Consider the following 20,076-nt stretch of genomic DNA (forward strand, 5'->3'; position numbering starts at 1 on the left):
CAAATTAAATATATATAAATAATTTAATGAAAGTATTAAGTAATGAATCAGTTAAAATTTAAGGAATCTGATTCATTACTTTTTTATTATAGGTTAAAATTATAGGAATCACACAAGTAGAATAAAGCATATGGTTGAATATATTTAAAATTTCCTAAAGATACCTATAAATAGTTAAATTTTACTTTTAGAATTTGAAAATTAAATTTTATATGCAATTAAACAATGCAGTAAAAATTATAAAATTATGAATGGAGGAAATTGGGAATTGATTTTTAGTAAACGAAGAGAAGCGGGATTATTGCAAGCAATAAAACATGCTGTTTATAAACCATAAATAAATGGGAGGAGTTTTTATAGTATGCTAAAAGTAATCCATAAAGAAATAGTTAAAAAAGAAAGTATTAAATTTGATATATATGTTCCAATAAATATAGAGTTTGAAGTAGAAAATATTTCAGAAGAACCAACTATATATTGGAGGACAGGGAATTTTATCGATTCATTGATTGAAATAGGAGTAGGAAAATATAAAAAAAGCAAAGAATTAAAACTTTGCTCTTTTTGTTATCCTTAATTAGAATTATCTTGGGTTTGAGTTTCTTGCTCTGGAGATGTGTTTGAAGAGCCTGAATTACTTCCGTTTGAATTGTTATCTCCACCAGTATCAGGTTTAGAGGTATTATTATCCTCGTTTGAATTATCGTTATTATTACTATTATCATTGCCATTAGAGTTATTATCGTTAGATTCATTATTATCATCTGTTACAGGTGGTTTTACAGGTTTAGTTGGTTTGTTATTTGAGTTATTGCCATTATTATTAGTATTAGACCCTGTATTTCCGCTAGGGCGATTAGGCCTATTATTAGGTCTAGTTTGAGTAGTGCTATTGTTTTGGTTTGGTCTAGTATTTGTAGTTACGTTTTGGTTAGTATTTTCTTCTGGAGCTTGGTTAGTTAAATCATTTGTATTTTCTGTTTCTTCTTCATTTTCCTTTTTTTCTGCATTGTTTAACTCTATATTTAAAGTATCCTTTATTAAAGAAGATTTAATTATGATTTGATTTTCTTCGTTTCTTTTAAATTTCGCTTTGAAACTAGGCAGTTTTAAACCGTTTATTTCTTCCGTTTCTAATGGAATTATTTTATCATTTATATTTATAAAAGGTGATGTAAAATCAATTTTTATTATGTTATCTGAAAACTTATATTCTACAGTATCTTTAGAAGGGTTTGTTATAGTTCCTTCTTTTGAAGTTGTAAGTTTTGAAAGTGAAATATAATCTGAATCTTCCTCATTAGGAGTAGCGTTTGCAGGGATAGTTACCATTCCTATAATAAAAGAAAAACAAACTAAAGAAGACAGTATTAATTTTTTTGTATTCATAATTAACCTCCAATTTTAATATTCTATAGTTTCTGAGATTCTAACTATATTAGGGTTACTTGAAGCTATACCGTAAGTAAGGTTTTCTAGGTTTGCAGTAAGTATTACGTTTTTAACTTTTGGATTTTCATCTTTTATTATCTTACTTAATAGATGTAGCTCTTCATTAAGATTATTTTCGTTTAAATCCTTTGAAGAGACTGAAACTTCTGAGATATCTCCTGTATTTGTTACGTTTTTATATTCTATATCTTTTAAAGATAAATTTTTAAAAGAGTCGTCTAATTTATCTTCTTTAAATTCATTAAAATAAAGCTTTCTATGATCTTTATTTATTTCTAATTCGTTAGTCATTCCTTCAGTATAAAAGCCATTTGAATCAGCTGAAGGGTTATCTTTATAATAAGAAATCTTTACTTTTTTGCTTTCTAATTCGTTATTTATTCTCTTAGCTAAAATTATAGAATTATGTTTATCTAAATCAGCTTTTATATTAAGTGTTGTAGTTCCATCTGTTGTATTTAAATTGATTATTTCGTAAGGCTTGTCCATAAGAGAACTTAATTTTTTAATTTCATTTTTACTTGAATTTTTATTTAAGAAAAGATAAGTGCCTAAAGAAAGGCAAATAATTAAAATAATTGCTATTGGTATAATAATTTTCTTTTTACTCATGATTACTCCTTTTTATATTAAATTTAGTTAAATTATACCATATATCTAATTTATTTTTAATTGTTCAAATAGAATTATAATTATATAAAAATCTAAATTTAAGATAATTTGTAATTTAGATAAGCTTTAAGTAAATATATTAAAAAGCTTCCTAAAAATTATTAGGAAGCTTTATCTTATTCAAATGATTTTATAACGCTTAATCTATCTTTTAACTTTTCAGAAGGTGATTTTGAGTAATCATAACTATAAATAGCACCTTCAAAATCTCCGTATGCTGAATTAGGAAGTACTATATACTTAGTTCCAAAGTTATCTTTTTCTTTAGAAACTATTTCATTTCTCTTTTCATTTGATTGTTTATCATATCCGTTTGGGAAGTCCCCTAAATTATCTCCGCAATAGATAGCTAAGTTATATTTTTCTTTAATTTTATCCCATCTTCCCTTTTATTTAAAATAAAGTCAGTTATATTTTATTTTAAAAATATAGATATTATATTGACTATATATTAAGAAAAAGAAAATTAGTAAACGTTACCAGTTTAATTTTCAAATTGATTAAAATTTTAAGAAATGGTAAACAGTTTATAGCTATAATTAAAATATGTTTAACAAATTTGATATTTATTGTACAATGTAAAGGTAATAGATTAAAACGTTATTTATATTAATTTCAAGTTATAAATATACTACATAAAGCATAATATACATTTATGTAGATTAATATTTTTAGGGAGGCAACTATTATGACTAAAAGACTATCATTAGATTTATCTAAAGTAGCTCCATATCTTCAAATGGAAGAAATAGAATATATGAGCGACTTAGTTGAATCATCACACAAAAAGTTACACGAAAAAACAGGAGCAGGAAGTGATTTCTTAGGATGGATCGACCTACCTGTAGATTACGACAAAGAAGAGTTTGCAAGAATCAAAGGCGCAGCTAAAAAGATTCAAGAAAACGCTGATGTTTTAATAGTTATCGGAATAGGTGGATCATACCTAGGAGCTAGAGCAGCTATAGAAATGTTAACTAACAATTTCTACAACGTATTAAACAAAGAAGATAGAAAAACTCCACAAATCTTCTACGTAGGAAACAACATAAGTTCAACATATATGGCTCAATTACTAAAAGCTGTAGAAGGAAAAGATATTGCAGTTAACGTAATATCAAAATCAGGAACTACAACTGAACCTGCAATAGCATTTAGAATCTTCAAAGACCTATTAGAAAAGAAATATGGTAAAGAAGAAGCTAAAAACAGAATTTTTGCTACAACAGACAAAGCTAAAGGAGCTCTTAAAACTTTAGCAGACGCTGAAGGATACGAAACTTTCGTAATCCCAGATGATGTTGGTGGAAGATTCTCAGTATTAACACCAGTTGGATTACTTCCAATTGCAGTAGCTGGAATTAATATAGATGAAATGATGCAAGGTGCAGCTGATGCTAGAGAAGAGTTTAGTAACCCTTCATTAAAAGAAAATGCATGCTACAGATATGCAGCTGTAAGAAATGCTCTTTACAATAAAGGAAAAACTATTGAGTTATTAGTTAACTACGAACCATCATTACACTATTTAAATGAATGGTGGAAACAATTATACGGAGAATCAGAAGGAAAAGATAACAAAGGTATATTCCCAGCAGCTGTTGACTTCTCAACAGACTTACACTCAATGGGACAATACATCCAAGAAGGAAGAAGAGATCTTTTCGAAACTGTTATAAACGTAGAAAGCCCTGAAGAATCAGTGACTATCGAAGCTACAGAAGATGATTTAGACGGATTAAACTTCTTAGCTGGAAAAGACATGAACTTCGTAAACCAAAAAGCTTTCCAAGGAACTTTACTTGCACACAACGATGGAGGAGTACCAAACATGGTTCTTAACGTACCAGAATTAACTCCTTACTACTCAAATAGTATACTTCTTCGAAAAAGCTTGCGGAATTAGCGGATATCTTTTAGGAGTAAATCCATTTAACCAACCAGGAGTTGAAGCTTACAAGAAAAACATGTTTGCTTTACTTGGAAAACCAGGTTATGAAGATATAAAAGCTGAATTAGAAAAGAGATTATAATCTTAGGATTTATGAAAATTTTAATTGATGGAGATGCTTGTCCTAGCATCTCCAAAATTGAATCATTAGGAAAAGAGTATTCTATAGAAGTAGAAATCTATTGTGATATAAACCACTACATAAGAAGTGATTACGCAAAAGTAATAGTTGTAGATTCAGGTTTTCAAAGTGCAGATATGTTTATAATGAATAATGTTAAAAACAAAGATATAGTTATAACTCAAGACTACGGAGTTGCGGCTATATGTTTACCTAAAGGGGCAAAGGTTTTAAGTCCTAAAGGATATATTTATTCAGAGGATAATATAGACTCTATGCTTTCACAAAGACATATACATTCTAAGCTTAGAAAAGCAGGTGTAAGAACTAAAGGTCCTAAAAAAAGAAGTATAGAAGATGAAAATAGACTAATTAAAAACTTAAGAGTTTCAATAGAAAAGAATTTAGAAAGTTAGTATTTATGTTTTTACATATAATATTAGCTTTTTTTATTATAAAAAATTCAAAATTAAATTTATAATAATAATTACATAAAAGAAATATTGTATAATAATAGAATAATCTACCTTTAAAATATTTACAAAAAATGGTATAATTTAAAATAGAATTTAGAGGATCTATTTAAAAGGGGGATTTTTTAGAAAATGAATATTTTGCTTAATAAAAGAAGTCCGCAGTCAGTAGGTAGTAATATAAAAGTAGATATAGATTGTGATGATATAATTGATTATAAAGTTCTTATAGGAAATTTAGGTCTTTGGAGCACTATAAAAGAATTTAACGAAAGTGGACAAGGGCTTTGGGTGCCAGAAGAGCCAGGAGAATATATGATTATGGTTCAAGGTAAGAAGAGAAATTCAAATAAGCCGTTTGATTTATTAGCAAAAGAAGAGTTTGAAATATTTGCCAAGGAAGAGGAATGTAAATTGATTAAAGATATAATTGTAGAGAAAAAAGAATTTATTGAAGGCGAAAAAATAAATATAAAAGTAATTACTGATGAAAAAGAAGTACTTTTTAGATTTTCTAAAAAAATCAATGACGAGTGGGAAGTTGTACGTGATTATTCTGGAGAAGATACTATTTCATATTCAGCACACGGTAATGGGGAAGAAGAAGTTTTAGTTGAATGTAAGAAAATAGATTCAGCTAAAAATGTAGATGACTTTAAAACTCTAAAGTTTAATATAAAAGAAAAAAATAAAGGTGAAATAACAGATTTTAAATGCCTAACTGAATCATTATTAGTAAATGAAGAGTTAGTTTTTAAGGTTTTTGCAAATCTTGATGAGACTAGACCACTTCTTTTTAAATTTATTAAAATTGATGAAGATGGAAGAAGCACAGTAGTTCAAGATTTCTCTTCAAGAAGAGTAGTAAGTTTTTCAGAAACAACAGAAGGACGATATAAACTTCTTTGTTATATGAGAGATATCTTTTCAAATAAAGAATTTGATGATAGAGCCCTTATGGTTTATGATGTATCTTTATATGAACCTATCAAAATCAGAAGCTTTTCAGCAGATTTAAAATCACCACAAGTATCAGGAAGTAAAATTAATTTTAAAGTTAATGCAGAAGGTGGTCGAGAATTAGTATATAGATATATAGTAGATGGACCTATTTCAGATGATTCTTGTTATACTAGAAACTCAGAATTTACTTGGGAAACTTCAAAAGAAGGTGAATACAGGATAACTGTTTATGCTAAGGATGCTTCTTTTAATGGAGATTTTGAAGTAAAGAAAACTATACTTTTTGATATAGATAAAAAGGCAGCTAAACCAGTTAGGATAGTTGATGTTATAGGCGATCAAAAGGGAGAAGTTTTAATTGGAAAACCTGTTAATGTTAAGATAATTGCAGAAGGCGGAACTTATCTATCTTATTCATTTACTATATTAAATAATGGTGTTGAACTTGAAAGAATAGATTTTAATGAAGCGAATTGGATAAACTTCACTCCAAAAGAAAAGGGAGATTACGAAGTTAGGGTAGAAGTTAAAGATAAATATTCTAAAGAGTCTTATGATGCGAGTATGAGTTATTTTGTAAAAGCTCGTGATTATTTACCTGCAAAGATTGAACACATATTATTCCCTCATAAAAGCATTTATTTAATAGGAGACCCTATAGAAATAGAAGCTATAGTAAAGCAAACTAAAAATGTTTTAATAAATTATATAACTAAGATAAATGGACATGTAGTCGAAGAAACAGGCTACATAACTAATAAAAAGTTAAAGTTTGTTCCAAAGGTTTCAGGAAAATATACTTTTGAAGTTTTTTCAAAACATATAAGATGCCAAGAGGAATTTGATTCTAGAAAAGAATTAAGTTTTTATGTTCACGAAGCAACACCTGTAACTGATACTAAAATTAGTATAGATAAAAAGGTTATTGAAATAGGAAAAGAAGTAACTTTTAAAGTAAGTAGTAATGGCGGAAAAGATGTTTGCTACGAGTTTTATATTATGGAAAAAGGGAATTGGATAAAAGCGCAAAGCTATAGTAAGAAAAAATATTATACATTTATGCCTTTTTCAAAGGGATATTATAGAATGATTGTACTTTCTAAGAGTTATTACAAGAGAGTAAATTATGAGGATTACTCAGAAATAGAATTTGAAGTTTAAAGTTAACTTAGGAGGATTAGAATGGAATTAAACAAAATCAGTACTGATATGATGGTTAAGATGGGCCTTATGAGTAAAGTTTTAAAAAGTGCAGCTGGAGACGGAATGCAATTTGACGTTCTTTACCAATCACTTTTAAAGGCTGTATCTCAAAACGAAGATTCACAAAAGTTAAGTGATAATATAATGAGCAGTATCCCTGGACAAAACTTACAAGCTATGGATATGTTAATTGGTCAAGCTGATTATAAAAACCAATATGCAAGTGAAAAGCTAAGTGCGAGTTCTAGTAATAATATTAAAGGGCAAGAACTAAGTAATATTAAAGAAGTAAATCCAGTTACAGAGGATGCTAAAATGAAACAAATCTATGCATCAGTAAATAAATATTCAAAACAATATGGGGTGGACCCAAACTTTGTACTTGGAATAATTAAAGCTGAATCAAATTTTAATCCTAAAGATACTTCACCAGTTGGTGCTATGGGGCTTATGCAACTTATGCCTGAAACTGCAAGTTATTTAGGGGTTAAAAATCCTTACGATATAGATGATAATATAAAAGGCGGAGTTAAATATATAAGCCAAAAAATAAAGCAATATAACGGAAGTAAAGAGATGGCACTTATGGCATATAACGCAGGTTCTGGAACAATGCAAAGAAGAGGCGTAAGTTCAACGAGTGACCTTTATAAAATGCCAAGTGAAACTAGAAATTATGTCCCAAAGGTTATGGGATACTATAGAGATTTTGGTACTAAAAGTATTTAATAAAAAGATGTTGGATTTAAATCCAACATTTTTTTTGATTATAGAAAAGTATAAAATTAAGTAAAGGTACTTTTATTTGACCATAATAACAATAAGTAATAGAATAGATAAGAGATTTAGAAAGTATGAGGTGTTTCTATTGGAAAGATTAGATAAAATTATTTCTAACTTAGGATACGGAAGTAGAAAAGAAGTTAAAGATCTTGTAAAGAAAAAGTTAGTAGAAGTTGATGGAGAGATAGTTAAAGACAACAAAATGAAAATAGATCCTGAAAATTCAGTTATAAAAATTAATGGGGAAGAATTATTTTATAGAAAGCATATTTATCTTATGATGAATAAACCAGATGGAGTGGTTTCAGCAACTCACGATAGTAGAGACGAAACTGTAATTGATTTATTATACGTTGACCACCAAGCATTTGATCCATTCCCAGTAGGGAGATTAGATAAAGATACTGTAGGGCTTTTATTTTTAACAAATGACGGTGAGTTAAATCACAGACTTATATCACCAAAATGGGGAGTAGACAAAGTTTACTTTGCAAAAATAGATAAAAAAGTAACAGAATCAGATATTGAAAAGTTTAAAAATGGTATAACTTTAGATGATGGTTATCTTTGCAAGGAAGCGAAACTTGAAGTTCTAAATTCTTCAGATGAAGGTTCAGAAATTCACATAACTATACACGAAGGAAAGTTCCACCAAGTTAAAAGGATGTTTGAGGCTGTAGGCAAGTCTGTCACATACTTACAAAGAATCGAATTTGGCGGTTTAAAGCTTGATCCTGAGCTAGAAGAAGGCGAATATAGAGAGCTTACAGACGAGGAAATAACTCATTTAAAGAGCTTTTAACGAAAGTTCTTTAATAATGCAAGAAAAACATTCATAATTTACCAAAAGTTGAATATATTTTACAAAAATACTTGCATTTAATTAGTGATTAACATATAATATTTGTTGCAAGGATAAATAAAAGGATATATAGCCCCCTTTTTATTTATTGCTTATTGATTGAACGTAACCCGGCCCCAAGGGTTACGTTTTTGTTTTGCGCAAAAGAAAAAGTTTACATTAAACGTCTTTTGTTAAATTTGTAAAAAAGTGAGATAATATTGATAAATTTTCAATGAAAGTTATCTTGCAAAAAAATATTAATACGAGAATTACCTTGCAGATATTAAATCGACAAATTACGATAAAAAATAAAGAAGAAGTATAATATATTTACAACTACTTATAATATATGTATAATTATATGAGTTAAAAGAATAAATTTTGCATTGATTAAGAAGAGTATATGTAACTTCATTTAAAAGCGAGTTAGGGATGGTTAGAGCCTAATATTTGAAAGCATAGAAGGAAGCTTAGGAGCATAAAACTGAAAGATAATTTCGTAGTAAGTTTTGGGATTTACCTCACCTTAAAGAGGTCTTAAGAGAGTTAGCTTAAGCTAACTAAATTAGGTGGTACCGCGTAAAGTGTAGCTTTTCGTCCTATTTTTTGGATGATAGGCTTTTTTTTATAAACTTTTATAGAAAGAGGGAGATAAGATGAGTAGAGAACAATTAGCTAATTTAATCTTTAAAGATGAATTAAAAACACCAAACGATTATTTAGAAATGTATCCAAAGAGAGACATTAAAGAAGGAGCACACGTAGTAAGATATGCTCCAAGTCCTACAGGATTCCAACATATAGGAGGAGTATATGCTGCTCTTATAAACGAAAGATTAGCTCACCAAAGTGAAGGAATCTTTTACTTAAGAATAGAAGATACAGACCAAAAAAGAGAAGTTGAAGGAGCAATCCAAGATACTATAGAAACTATGCATAACTTTGGTATGGAATTTGACGAAGGTCAAACTGGAGAAGAAACTTCTAAAGGTAACTACGGTCCATACAGACAAAGTAAAAGAAAAGAAATTTATCACGCATTTGCAAAAGACTTAGTAAAAAGAGGTTTAGCGTACCCTTGCTTCTGTACTCCAGAAGAATTAAACGATATAAGAGAAAAGCAAATGGCAGAAAAAATAACTCCAGGATACTACGGAGAGTATGCTGTTTATAGAAATCTTCCAGTAGAAGAAGCTATAAAGAGAATCGAAGACGGAGAAGAATATATCTTAAGATTAAAATCTCCTGGAAAAGAAGAAAACAGAGTAGAATTCCACGATTTAATAAAAGGAGATATATCTTTCCCAGAGAACGTTCAAGATATAGTTATAATTAAATCAGACGGACTTCCAACTTACCATTTTGCACACGCTATAGATGATGCTTTAATGCACACAACTGACGTTATAAGAGGAGAAGAGTGGTTATCATCATTACCTATCCACCTTCAATTATTCGAAGTTTTAGGATTTGAAACTCCAAACTACGCTCACGTTCCAACTATAATGAAATCAGAGAACGGTTCAAAAAGAAAACTTTCAAAAAGAAAAGATCCAGAAAGTGCTGTAAGTTACTACAGAGAAGAAGGATATCCAGCTGAATCAGTTATAGAATACCTTCTAAACATCATAAACTCAAGCTACGAAGAGTGGAGAGCTGAAAACCCAGATGCTGATTACCACGACTTCAAAGTAGAACTTGACCACATGAGTAAATCAGGTGCTTTATTCGATATAGTTAAATTACACGACGTTTCTAAAAACGTAATCTGTAAGATGAAAGCAGAACAGGTTTATGATAAATACACTACTTGGGCTAAAGATTTCGATAAAGAAATGTATGATTTAGTAGTAGAAAACGAAGCTATGATTAAAGCTGCATTTAATATAGAAAAAGACGGTCCTAAACCTAGAAAAGACTTTGGAAAATGGAATGAAGTTAAAGAAAAGATTTTCTTCTACTTTGACGAGTTATTCGATAAAGAAAAAGCTGAAGAAATAGAACTTCCTAAAACTGTAGATTTAGCATTAGCTAAAGAAGTAGTAGAAGGATACAAAAAAGCTTATAACTTCAACACTGATAAAGATACTTGGTTTGAAGAATTAAAAGCAGTAGCAATAGACCTTGGATTTGCTACAAACAGAAAAGAATTCAAAGCCGAACCAGAAAAGTTTAAAGGAATGGTTTCAGACGTTGCAGGTTCAGTTAGAGCTGCAATCACTCACAGAACTAACACTCCAGACCTTTACATCATAATGCAAATTATGGGAGAAGAAAAAGTAAGAGAAAGATTCGATAAATTCTTAAACTTATAAAATATATTTATTAATAAAGGGATATTAAACTTATTTTAGTTTGATATCCCTTTTAAGTTATCAAAAATTTCAACTATTTTTAATAGGACATGTTTATGATATACTATTGATTAATTGACTAGGGGAAGTCTTTTAAGGAGGAATAATAATGTATACAAATTTAAATAGCAGGCAAATTAAAGCTATAGAAACTAAGAAAAAAATATATGATACAGCTATGGAGCTAATGCAAACTATAGGTTTTGAAAATATTACTATAAATAAGATTTGTAAGGGAGCAAATGTAGCTGTTGGAACTTTTTATTACTACTATAAATCTTTAGATTTTATAATAGTAGAGGCTTATAAAGAGTTAGATAAGCATTTTGAAAGGCTAGAAAAAGAAGGGTATTTTGAAGGGGACTATAAAGATAAGATATTAAAAATAGTTTCAGAGCAGATAAGTTATCCTATAAGAAAAGGACTTAAAATAACTACTCAGTTTTATAAAAGTCAATTGACTAGTGATAATGATTATTTCACATCAAACGAAAGAAAATCGCCTATGCTTTTAAGAAGTGCAATAGAAGAAGGACAAGATTTAGGAAAGATAACTAAAGATGTAAGTAGTTTAACTATTTCAAACGAGATAGCTAATATAATAAGGGGAACTGTTTACTCTTGGTGCTTAAGAAACGGAGATTTTGATCCTATAAAAGAAGGACTTAGTACTCTTGAAAGATACTTTAAAGGAATAGAAATTTAGATATAAAAAAAGGCTTTGAAATTTCAAAGCCTTTTTTATTATAATTTGAATGATGATTTTAAAGGTACTATTCTGTTGAAAACTAATTTGTCAGAAGTAGTAAGTTTGTTATCTACTGAGAAGAATCCGTTTCTAACCATTTGAACTTTGTCTAATGGGTTTAATCCTTTGATTCCTTCAGGTTCTACAAAACCTTCTAAAACTTCTAAAGAATTAGGGTTTATTTGCTCTAAGAAATGTTTTCCTTCGTTTTCAGGTTCATCATCTAATATTAAAGGTTCAAATAATCTAAATTCACAAGGAATAGCAGTACTAGCTTCAACCCAGTGGATTGTTCCTTTTACTTTTCTTCCTGTAAATCCTGAACCACTCTTAGTTTCAGGGTCGTAAGTACAGTGAATTTCTTTTATTTCACCATTTTCATCTTTAATTACTTAAGTGCATTTTACGAAATAAGCTCCTCTAAGTCTAACTTCGTTACCAGGGAATAGTCTGAAATATTTCTTTGGAGGATTTTCCATAAAGTCATCCTTCTCGATATATATTTCTCTTGAGAATGGAACCATTCTTTTTCCCATAGTTTCGTCTTTTGGGTGGTTAGACATTTCAAGCATCTCTACTTGACCTTCAGGGTAGTTAGTTATAACTACTTTAATAGGATTAGTTACTCCCATTATAGCGTGAGCTTTAGGTTGAAGGTCTTCTCTTAAGAAGTAATCAAGCATTTGAGAATCAACTGTTGAGTTGTTCTTTGCAACACCTATAGCTGAGCAGAAGTTTCTAATTGAGTTTGGAGTGTAACCTCTTCTTCTAAGGCCTGATATAGTAGGCATTCTAGGGTCATCCCAACCGTCAACTACAGCTTCATCAACTAATTGTTTAAGTTTTCTCTTACTCATAACTGTGTTAGTCATGTTAAGTCTAGCAAACTCTATTTGTCTAGGTGCTGATTCCATTTCACATTCTTTTACTACCCAGTCATATAAAGGTCTGTGATCTTCGAATTCAAGAGTACAGATAGAATGAGTAATGTTTTCTATAGCATCTTCTAAAGGATGAGCATAGTCATACATAGGGTAGATGCACCATTTATCACCTGTGTTGTGGTGAACTGAATGAGAAATTCTATAGATTATAGGGTCTCTCATATTAAGGTTTGGTGAAGACATATCTATTTTAGCTCTTAAAACTTTAGAACCGTCTTCAAACTCACCGTTTTTCATTCTTTCAAGAAGGTCTAAGTTTTCTTCTACACTTCTATCTCTATAAGGACTGTTCTTACCAGGTTCAGTAAGAGTTCCTCTGTATTCTTTCATTTCTTCAGGGCTTAAGTCACAAACATAAGCTAAACCTTTTTTTATAAGAAGCTGGGCTTTTTCATACATTGTTTGGAAGTAGTTTGAAGCAAAATGAAGTTCATTCCAGTTACAACCTAGCCATTTAACATCCTCTTCTATAGATTTAACATATTCAGTATCTTCTTTTAATGGGTTTGTGTCATCAAATCTTAAATTAGTTCTTCCGTGGAATTCTTTTGAAAGTCCAAAGTTTAATAATATAGATTTAGCGTGACCTATATGTAGGTAACCGTTAGGTTCTGGTGGGAATCTAGTAATAATACTATCGTGCTTACCAGTTTCTAAATCTTCTACTATTATGTTTCTAATAAAGTTTGATGAGATATTCTCATTTGACATAAAAGTATACCCCTCCTGTAATTTATTTGATAGAGTTAAAAAAACTCTAAGTTCATGTCTTTATATTATACATTTACCTTTAATTTTAATCCAATCTAGACAAAAAATAAAGTGAAAGTTTTCCTTTAGTACCCCATTTTATACAGATTTCCTATAAGACGCAGGGGAACTTCCCGTAAATGATTTAAAAATCTTTATAAAATACGAAACATCGGAAAATCCTGTCTCAAAACCTATGTCCGTTATGGAAAGATTTGTAGACTTTAATAGATTTATAGCTTTTTCTATCCGTATTGAATTTATAAAGTTTGTAGCTGTTTTTCCTGTTTGATTTTTGAAAAATCTTATAAAATAATATTCGCTATAGCCTGAGATTTTAGCTAAGTCTTTTATTTTAATAGGATTATTGTAATTATTTTTAATATACATAATTACAGATTTAATTTTTTCTAACTTCTCATTATTAATAACAGAACTTTTATTATTTGAAATTATATTATCTTCAAATAAAATAGAAAATAATAAAAAGAAATAGCCTTTAATTTTAAGCTGATAAGAGTAATCTTTAGATTTAAATTCAGAAGATATCTTTAAAATATATTCTAAAAGTAAATTATAGTTTTTAAAATTATCACTATTAATTATCGGGTATAATATCTTATCATTTATAAGTGATTTAATAAAAATAGAAGAAGACGAGTCTAATTTAGAACTTAAAAACATACTTAAATCAAAAACTATAGCCTCGTATTTTAATTCTTCTGTGCTAGAACTACTCATATAATGCAGGGAAGTTGGGCTTATAAATATTAAATCGTTAGGCTTTACGTAATATTCTTTTAAATCTACGTGGATTTTCCCAGTCCCAGAATGTATATAGACTATCTCCATTTCATCATGCCAGTGAAGGTAGTTGTCCTTTGCAGAAACTGAAACCCCCTCATAAATATCCATAAATATATCAAAGTCACCGTGAGTTTTCTTTTCTTTTAAATCTACATATTTTGAATTTTTCAAAGCAAACACTTCCTTATAGCAATATAGTTATATTGGTTAGCATAAATGTTCGAGAAATAATAATTAGATGTCATTATAATACTATAATAGCAGAAGAAATAGGGAAGGGGGATATAATTTTGTTAGATAAAAAAATAACTACTAATTTAAAAGATATAACTTGGCCAATTTTCATAGAAACACTTCTTATGTCGCTGCTTGGAAGTATGGATACCTTAATGCTTGGAAGGTATTCAGATTCAGCCGTTGCAGCTGTCGGGATAACAAATCAGATTATTTGGCTAATAAATTTAATGTTTGGAATTATAACAGCAGGAACTGCAATACTTTTAGCTCAAAATATAGGAGCCAAAAGCTCTAAAAAAGATATTTTAAATATAAGTGGGATTTCTATAGGAGTTAACTTTATTTTAGGTGCAATTATAAGTATTTTATTATTTTTAGGAGGAAGAGAACTTTTAAAATTATTAAATAGCCCAGATGAACTTGTAACTTTAGGGACTCAATATATTGATATAGTCGGAGGGTTCACTTTCGTTCAAGCAACTCTTATGACTTTAACTGCTATTTTAAGGTCTCACAGTTTAACTAAGGTTTGTATGAAGATAACATTTATAATGAATATAATAAATGTTGTTTTAAATTATATATTTATTTTTGGAAAGTTTGGGTTCCCATCACTTGGAGTAAGCGGAGCAGCCCTTGGAACTACAATAAGTAGGATAATAGGATTAATAATAGCTTTTGTTGTATGTTATAAATACATCTTAAAAGATTTTAAATTTAAAAATCTATTCCCTTTTCCAAAGTTACATTTAATAAATATATTTAAAATTGGGATACCATCAGCTGGAGAACAGATATCTTATAGCCTTTCTCAACTTGTTATAACTGGATTTATAAATACTATAGGGGTAGAGAGTGTGGCTACAAAAAGTTATATATCAACTTTATCTACATTTGCCTTTATCTTTGCGGTAGCTATGGGACAAGGTAGCAGTATTATAGTTGGGAAGTTAGTTGGAGAAAGAGAAAATGATACGGCATATAAAGTCTATCTCTATGCTTTAAAGAAGTCTTTAATAGTAACTATAATAATAAGTGGAGCTTTAGCTATATTTAGTCATCCTTTATTAGAAATACTTACAGACAGCCCTGAAATAGTTATATTAGGAGGCTATATTCTAATTGTAGACTTTATATTAGAACAAGGAAGAACTATGAATATAGTAGGGATAAATGCACTGCGTGCTACAGGTGATGTTAAATTCCCAGTTTATATTGGAATATTTTCTATGTGGTTTTTTGCTGTAGGACTTGGATATATCTTGGGGATAAAACTCGGGCTAGGTCTTGTAGGGATGTGGATTGCATTTACTATAGATGAATGCTTTAGAGGAGTTTTAGTTTTCTCTAGGTGGAAAAATAGAAAGTGGGAAAATAAAAGCTTTATTAAGTATTAAAATAAAAATAGGTCTATAACATTAGAACAAATAGTGTTATAGACCTAAATTTTTAATTATAATCTTGTAGCAAGATCGAATCTTTCTGATACTATATTCCAATTTATTATATCGAAAAAGTTATCTAAGTATTCTGCACGCTTGTTTTGATATTTTAAGTAATAAGCATGCTCCCAAACGTCTACAGTTAAAAGTGGAACTTCATCTGTAGACAAAGGGCAGTTTTGGTTTGGAGTTTTGATTATTTTTAGTGAATTAGTTTCATCTAAAATTAACCAAGCCCAACCTGAACCAAATTGAGTAAGTCCTGCATCTTTAAATTCTTTTTTAAACCCTTCAAAAGATCCAAAAGCTTTTTCGATAGCTATTCTTAAAGAACCAGTTGGTTCTTCTTTAGAAGGACTCTTTAGCCCTTCCCAGTAGAATTCGTGATTATAAACTCCACCAGCGTTATTAATAACTGCTGCATTTATATCATCTGGAACCTTATCTAAATTTTTTAATAATTCACCTAAGCTATAATTAAAAAGGTCTGGATGTTTTTTTAATGCGTTGTTTAAGTTATCAACGTAAGTTTGTTGATGCTTGTCGTGGTGTATAGTAACTGTTGCTTTATCTATTACAGGTTCTAAAGCATCGTATTCAAATGGTAATGGTTTTAAAGTAAATTCGTTTGTCATAAATATCACCTCAGTATTATTATTAATAATTTATAATTAAAAATACATTAATTATCTAATCCTTGAAAGTTAAATGATGGTACATATTCAGTAGAACTAGATTCACTATCTTGTATAAAAGCGTTTTTAATCCCAAGTGATGCAGCATAATCAATTAAGGTATCGTAAACCTTAGGATTTAAAGGTTTAGAAATTTCTTTATATGAAAATGCGTTATACATAGGGGTGTATTGGCTCATTATACTAATATATACATCATCTTTAAACATGCTATAAATAGTATCTATTATTTTTTTTGAATCAAATAAAAGCCCAGGAAGCATTAAATGCCTTATAATCATTCCTTTTATCATTCTTCCATCTTCATCGAATTGATTTTTAGAAACTTGCCTAAACATCTCTTTAAGTATTTCTATAGCGTTGTCTTTATAACCTTTTACTTTTGAGTATTTAATTGCAAACTTTTCGTTAAAATACTTAAAATCGGGAAGGTATATATCTATAAACCCATCTAAAGCTTTTATAGTTTCTAAAGAATCATAGCTATTTGTGTTATAAAGAATAGGTAAATTTAAACCTTTAGATTTTGCGATTTTTAAAGCTTCTATTATTTGAGGAACATAATGAGTTGGTGTAACTAAGTTTATATTACTTGCACCTTTTTCTTGAAGATTTAAAAATATATTTGATAAATCCTCTATAGAAATCTCTTTTCCTTTATGTTCTTGACTTATTTCGTGGTTTTGACAAAACACACATTTTAAATTGCAGTTTGAAAAGAACACAGTTCCAGAACCTTTTCCAAAAGATATAGGAGGTTCTTCAAAAAGGTGAAGCTCTGCTCTTGCTGCCATTATTTTATCAGAAGAGTTACATACTCCAAGTTTTTTAGATGTTCTATCTACATTACAGTTTCTAATACATAAATTACAGTTTTTTAATGAATCTAACATATTTATCCCTCTTAAAAAATAAGTTTGTTTTAAGTAGATTATATTCCTATAAAATTATATAATCAAACTAATATAGAGATAATACATATAATTAAATTATGTTATGAAAGGGAGTTTAAAATTATGGAAGAAAATTTCTTTGAGTTTGAATATGAAGGCGAAGAGTTTAAAAGGGTTGAGGGAAGAAATAAAAATATTATAGATAGAGTATTTGAAAATTGCATTTTTAGAAATTGCGACTTTTCTTCAGCAGATTTTAGAGAGACTACTTTTGATAACTCTGAATTTATAGAATGTAATTTAAGTTTAACTAAATTTAATGATTCGAAATTAAGAGGAGTACTTTTTAAAGACTGTAAGCTTGTAGGAATTGATTTTACTAAATGTGATAGATTTATTTTAGATTTTGAATTTTCAAAGTGCTTAATACAAAACTGTAGCTTTGCTGATTTAAAGGTTCCAAAGATAAGATTTATAGAATGTAATGTGTTTGGGACTGATTTTATAAATGCAGATATGAGAGAAGCAAATTTTAACAAATCTAGTTTAGAAGAGAGTATTTTTGAAAATACTAATTTATGTAAGGCAAACTTTATGGAGAGCTTTAATTATAGGATTAATCCAGTTAGAAACAATATAAAGAAAGCAAAGTTTAGTATGCCTGATGTTTTAAGTCTTCTAGATGATTTTGATATAATCATAAAATAAAAGACAGGAGATTATATAAATGGGAAGAATAGAAAAAATAATTAAAGAAACTAAAGTGCCAAGCACTAGAAAATCCTTAAGAGAAGAATTTATAAATATGGGACTTAAAAAAGGTGATACAGTTTTAGTTCATTCATCGCTAAGTTCTATAGGGTATGTGCTTGGTGGAGGAGATACTGTAATTAGAGCTCTTATAGATGTAGTTACAGAAGAAGGAACTATCGTTATGCCAACTCACTCTGGAGATTTATGTGACCCTGTATTTTGGAGTAACCCTGAAGTTCCAAAAGAATGGTTTGAATTAATTAGAGAAGAACTACCAGCTTTTGACCCTAAAACTACTAAAACCTTCGGGATGGGAGAAATAGTTGAGTGTTTTAGAAACTTTGAAGGTGTAAAGAGAAGTTATCACCCTACTGTTTCTTTTGCAGCTTACGGTAAAAATAAAGATTTCGTAACAGATAATCACAGTTTAGATTATTCCCTTTCTGATACTTCACCTTTAGGTAGAGTATACGATTTAGACGGGAAAATACTTTTAATAGGTGTAGATATGGAGAGAAATACGTCTTGCCATTTAGGAGAGTATAGGGCAGGGAACTTTGAAAAGTCAAAAAACGCTGCACCTGTAATTATTGATGGAAAAAGAGAATTTAAAGTTTTTGATGATATAGATTTTAGAACAGAGATGTTTTACTTTATAGGAGAAGGTTTAGAAGAAAAAGGTAAGATAAAAGAATATAAGCTTGGAAACTCAAAAACTCTTGTAATGAGTCAAAGAGATTGTGTTGATTTTTCAGAGGAATTTTTTACAAATAGAGAGTATTAATTAATTAAATTAAAAATCGATAATTATATGAGATGTATTCTTAGAATATAAGGGGGAATATAATATGATGATTGATAAAGTAAAGAATATTTACAAAGGGGAAGTAAATACATTAAACAATACTGATAATATAAATAGAATAAGTATACCTAAAGGCGAAGATTCTTTATTAAAAAAAGAAGAGGTAGGAGATTCTATCGATATATCAAACAAAGGGAAAAAGATTTTAAATATAAGTGGAAAACTAAATCAGCACGTTCCTATAAACTCAACTGTGTACGTTGATACAGGTACTATATTAAAAATTATGGACTTTTCAACAAACAACAAAGAATACCAGTGGAGTGAGATGGGAAAAGATACAGAAAAACGCTGGGTAGTTATTAACGGACAAAGGTTTGAATCACCCCTTAGTGAAGAGGAAAAAAGGCTTATGAGAAATGCTTCTAAAACTATGCTAGATTATATAAAAGAAGCAGAAGATGAGAGATTAGAAAGAGATAGAAAAAGAGGAATAAAAACTAACCTTTCATTAGGAGAAGACGGAAAATTAAACACTTCAGATAATATAGAGGATCCTAATATAAAAAATCTTATGAATAATGAAGTTGTTTGCAATATGCTTTCTGAAATGATTGGTAAAGGAATATTAAGTAATATAAGTATATCAGTATAAAAAAAGATGCCTATTTTAAGGCATCTTTATTATTTTTAGCTAGTTCTTGTATCTTTGGTGAGTTTATATAAAGTTCTTGGATTTTATGTTCTTTATCGTCATCTTTAAAAGTAACTGAAATCATAACAGGCTCTTTTTCAGAAGAGAAATTAGCTTCGTAAAGCATGCTTATATAATCCTTTTTCTTCATAGATTCAACAAACTTTAAACTTCCAGCTTCATAATCACCTATCTTGCCTTTTATAGGCATCATTAAAGAAATAAAACTTTCTTTATCTTTCATCATTTCAAGCATTTCTTTTGATAGTTTATCTTTTAAAGAATCGTAATCTAAACTGTTAACCGATTCTAAAACATTCTCTACAATAGGAGTTGAATATTTTAAAACTTCGTCAGTATTTTCTTTAGAATTTGTGCATCCTACAAAGGAAAACAAGCTTAATAAAATAAATAAAATAGGTATGATTTTTCTAAGTTTCATTTAAATCCTCCAAGATAATTAATATGTACAAGTTTACAGATAAATTATAT

At 29.1% G+C, this 20,076-nt stretch carries 17 protein-coding genes, 2 pseudogenes and 1 other annotated feature; of the genes and pseudogenes, 12 read left to right on the forward strand and 7 right to left on the reverse strand.

Annotated features, from left to right (window positions below; genetic code table 11):
* Positions 1-361 precede the first annotated feature (361 nt).
* A complete protein-coding gene (locus M4I33_RS08140) occupies positions 362-577 on the forward strand; it encodes a hypothetical protein (protein ID WP_257916325.1) in 216 nt (71 codons plus the stop codon).
* Here the strand turns inward: M4I33_RS08140 and M4I33_RS08145 are convergent.
* Both M4I33_RS08145 and M4I33_RS08150 read right to left on the reverse strand, forming a co-directional pair.
* Positions 574-1,389, reverse strand: a complete 816-nt coding sequence (locus M4I33_RS08145) for a hypothetical protein (protein WP_257916326.1) — start codon at positions 1,387-1,389, stop codon at positions 574-576. The two genes, M4I33_RS08140 and M4I33_RS08145, sit on opposite strands and share 4 nt — an antisense overlap.
* A 15-nt stretch (positions 1,390-1,404) precedes the next feature.
* Positions 1,405-2,064 (reverse strand): hypothetical protein, encoded by a 660-nt coding sequence (locus tag M4I33_RS08150; protein ID WP_257916327.1) that lies wholly within the window; start codon positions 2,062-2,064, stop codon positions 1,405-1,407.
* A 748-nt stretch (positions 2,065-2,812) separates the two neighbouring features.
* Here M4I33_RS08150 and M4I33_RS08160 point away from each other — a divergent pair.
* From M4I33_RS08160 to M4I33_RS08190, 7 genes and pseudogenes are all read left to right on the forward strand, one after another.
* Positions 2,813-4,157: pseudogene (locus M4I33_RS08160) on the forward strand (glucose-6-phosphate isomerase).
* 11 nt (positions 4,158-4,168) lie between these two features.
* On the forward strand, positions 4,169-4,612 hold the full coding sequence (locus M4I33_RS08165) for a YaiI/YqxD family protein (RefSeq protein ID WP_257916328.1): 444 nt from the start codon (positions 4,169-4,171) through the stop codon (positions 4,610-4,612).
* 189 nt (positions 4,613-4,801) lie between these two features.
* Positions 4,802-6,793, forward strand: a complete 1,992-nt coding sequence (locus M4I33_RS08170) for a triple tyrosine motif-containing protein (RefSeq protein ID WP_257916329.1) — start codon at positions 4,802-4,804, stop codon at positions 6,791-6,793.
* Between the two features lie 21 nt (positions 6,794-6,814).
* Positions 6,815-7,564 carry a lytic transglycosylase domain-containing protein gene (locus M4I33_RS08175; protein ID WP_257916330.1) on the forward strand — a complete coding sequence of 250 codons (750 nt, stop codon included), beginning with the start codon at positions 6,815-6,817 and terminating at the stop codon, positions 7,562-7,564.
* Positions 7,565-7,703: 139 nt separating this feature from the next.
* A complete protein-coding gene (locus tag M4I33_RS08180) occupies positions 7,704-8,420 on the forward strand; it encodes a pseudouridine synthase (RefSeq protein WP_257916331.1) in 717 nt (238 codons plus the stop codon).
* 419 nt (positions 8,421-8,839) lie between these two features.
* Positions 8,840-9,067 (forward strand) — a binding site (T-box leader).
* A gap of 51 nt (positions 9,068-9,118) precedes the next feature.
* Complete coding sequence (gltX, locus tag M4I33_RS08185) at positions 9,119-10,777, forward strand: glutamate--tRNA ligase (RefSeq protein WP_257916332.1); 1,659 nt, start codon at positions 9,119-9,121, stop codon at positions 10,775-10,777.
* 148 nt (positions 10,778-10,925) lie between these two features.
* A complete protein-coding gene (locus tag M4I33_RS08190; protein ID WP_257916333.1) occupies positions 10,926-11,522 on the forward strand; it encodes a TetR/AcrR family transcriptional regulator in 597 nt (198 codons plus the stop codon).
* Between the two features lie 38 nt (positions 11,523-11,560).
* Here M4I33_RS08190 and M4I33_RS08195 read toward each other — a convergent pair.
* Both M4I33_RS08195 and M4I33_RS08200 read right to left on the reverse strand, forming a co-directional pair.
* Positions 11,561-13,219 (reverse strand): annotated as a pseudogene (locus M4I33_RS08195) (glutamine--tRNA ligase/YqeY domain fusion protein).
* A 138-nt stretch (positions 13,220-13,357) separates the two neighbouring features.
* Complete coding sequence (locus M4I33_RS08200) at positions 13,358-14,236, reverse strand: AraC family transcriptional regulator (protein WP_257916334.1); 879 nt, start codon at positions 14,234-14,236, stop codon at positions 13,358-13,360.
* Positions 14,237-14,355: 119 nt separating this feature from the next.
* On the opposite strand from M4I33_RS08200, the gene M4I33_RS08205 reads away from it, so the two are divergent.
* Positions 14,356-15,699 (forward strand): MATE family efflux transporter, encoded by a 1,344-nt coding sequence (locus M4I33_RS08205; RefSeq protein ID WP_257916335.1) that lies wholly within the window; start codon positions 14,356-14,358, stop codon positions 15,697-15,699.
* A 56-nt stretch (positions 15,700-15,755) separates the two neighbouring features.
* On the opposite strand, the gene M4I33_RS08210 is transcribed toward M4I33_RS08205, so the two are convergent.
* On the reverse strand, positions 15,756-16,379 hold the full coding sequence (locus M4I33_RS08210) for a superoxide dismutase (protein WP_257916336.1): 624 nt from the start codon (positions 16,377-16,379) through the stop codon (positions 15,756-15,758).
* Between the two features lie 47 nt (positions 16,380-16,426).
* The gene (locus M4I33_RS08215) at positions 16,427-17,332 is read right to left on the reverse strand and encodes a radical SAM protein (protein WP_374707705.1); all 906 of its coding nucleotides are present in this window, start codon (positions 17,330-17,332) and stop codon (positions 16,427-16,429) included.
* Between the two features lie 123 nt (positions 17,333-17,455).
* Here M4I33_RS08215 and M4I33_RS08220 point away from each other — a divergent pair, with 123 nt between their 5' ends.
* The 3 genes from M4I33_RS08220 (at position 17,456) to M4I33_RS08230 (ending at position 19,545) form a co-directional block, all read left to right on the forward strand.
* The gene (locus M4I33_RS08220; protein ID WP_257916337.1) at positions 17,456-18,040 is read left to right on the forward strand and encodes a pentapeptide repeat-containing protein; all 585 of its coding nucleotides are present in this window, start codon (positions 17,456-17,458) and stop codon (positions 18,038-18,040) included.
* Between the two features lie 19 nt (positions 18,041-18,059).
* A complete protein-coding gene (locus M4I33_RS08225; protein ID WP_257916338.1) occupies positions 18,060-18,869 on the forward strand; it encodes an aminoglycoside N(3)-acetyltransferase in 810 nt (269 codons plus the stop codon).
* Positions 18,870-18,933: 64 nt separating this feature from the next.
* The gene (locus M4I33_RS08230; RefSeq protein ID WP_257916339.1) at positions 18,934-19,545 is read left to right on the forward strand and encodes a hypothetical protein; all 612 of its coding nucleotides are present in this window, start codon (positions 18,934-18,936) and stop codon (positions 19,543-19,545) included.
* A gap of 10 nt (positions 19,546-19,555) precedes the next feature.
* Here the strand turns inward: M4I33_RS08230 and M4I33_RS08235 are convergent, their stop codons facing one another.
* Positions 19,556-20,026, reverse strand: coding sequence for a hypothetical protein (locus M4I33_RS08235; RefSeq protein WP_257916340.1), 471 nt, complete (start codon positions 20,024-20,026; stop codon positions 19,556-19,558).
* Positions 20,027-20,076: the final 50 nt, after the last annotated feature.

It is taken from the genome of Clostridium sp. LY3-2, assembly GCF_024705715.1.
Classification (GTDB): domain Bacteria; phylum Bacillota; class Clostridia; order Clostridiales; family Clostridiaceae; genus Clostridium.

Bases quoted from the DNA above. Each gene is read 5' to 3' on its own strand.
- M4I33_RS08140 (WP_257916325.1), top strand. From the start codon at position 362: ATGCTAAAAGTAATCCATAAAGAAATAGTTAAAAAAGAAAGTATTAAA.
- M4I33_RS08145 (WP_257916326.1), bottom strand. From the start codon at position 1,389: ATGAATACAAAAAAATTAATACTGTCTTCTTTAGTTTGTTTTTCTTTT.
- M4I33_RS08150 (WP_257916327.1), bottom strand. From the start codon at position 2,064: ATGAGTAAAAAGAAAATTATTATACCAATAGCAATTATTTTAATTATT.
- M4I33_RS08165 (WP_257916328.1), top strand. From the start codon at position 4,169: ATGAAAATTTTAATTGATGGAGATGCTTGTCCTAGCATCTCCAAAATT.
- M4I33_RS08170 (WP_257916329.1), top strand. From the start codon at position 4,802: ATGAATATTTTGCTTAATAAAAGAAGTCCGCAGTCAGTAGGTAGTAAT.
- M4I33_RS08175 (WP_257916330.1), top strand. From the start codon at position 6,815: ATGGAATTAAACAAAATCAGTACTGATATGATGGTTAAGATGGGCCTT.
- gltX (WP_257916332.1), top strand. From the start codon at position 9,119: ATGAGTAGAGAACAATTAGCTAATTTAATCTTTAAAGATGAATTAAAA.
- M4I33_RS08190 (WP_257916333.1), top strand. From the start codon at position 10,926: ATGTATACAAATTTAAATAGCAGGCAAATTAAAGCTATAGAAACTAAG.
- M4I33_RS08210 (WP_257916336.1), bottom strand. From the start codon at position 16,379: ATGACAAACGAATTTACTTTAAAACCATTACCATTTGAATACGATGCT.
- M4I33_RS08215 (WP_374707705.1), bottom strand. From the start codon at position 17,332: ATGTTAGATTCATTAAAAAACTGTAATTTATGTATTAGAAACTGTAAT.
- M4I33_RS08220 (WP_257916337.1), top strand. From the start codon at position 17,456: ATGGAAGAAAATTTCTTTGAGTTTGAATATGAAGGCGAAGAGTTTAAA.
- M4I33_RS08225 (WP_257916338.1), top strand. From the start codon at position 18,060: ATGGGAAGAATAGAAAAAATAATTAAAGAAACTAAAGTGCCAAGCACT.
- M4I33_RS08230 (WP_257916339.1), top strand. From the start codon at position 18,934: ATGATGATTGATAAAGTAAAGAATATTTACAAAGGGGAAGTAAATACA.
- M4I33_RS08235 (WP_257916340.1), bottom strand. From the start codon at position 20,026: ATGAAACTTAGAAAAATCATACCTATTTTATTTATTTTATTAAGCTTG.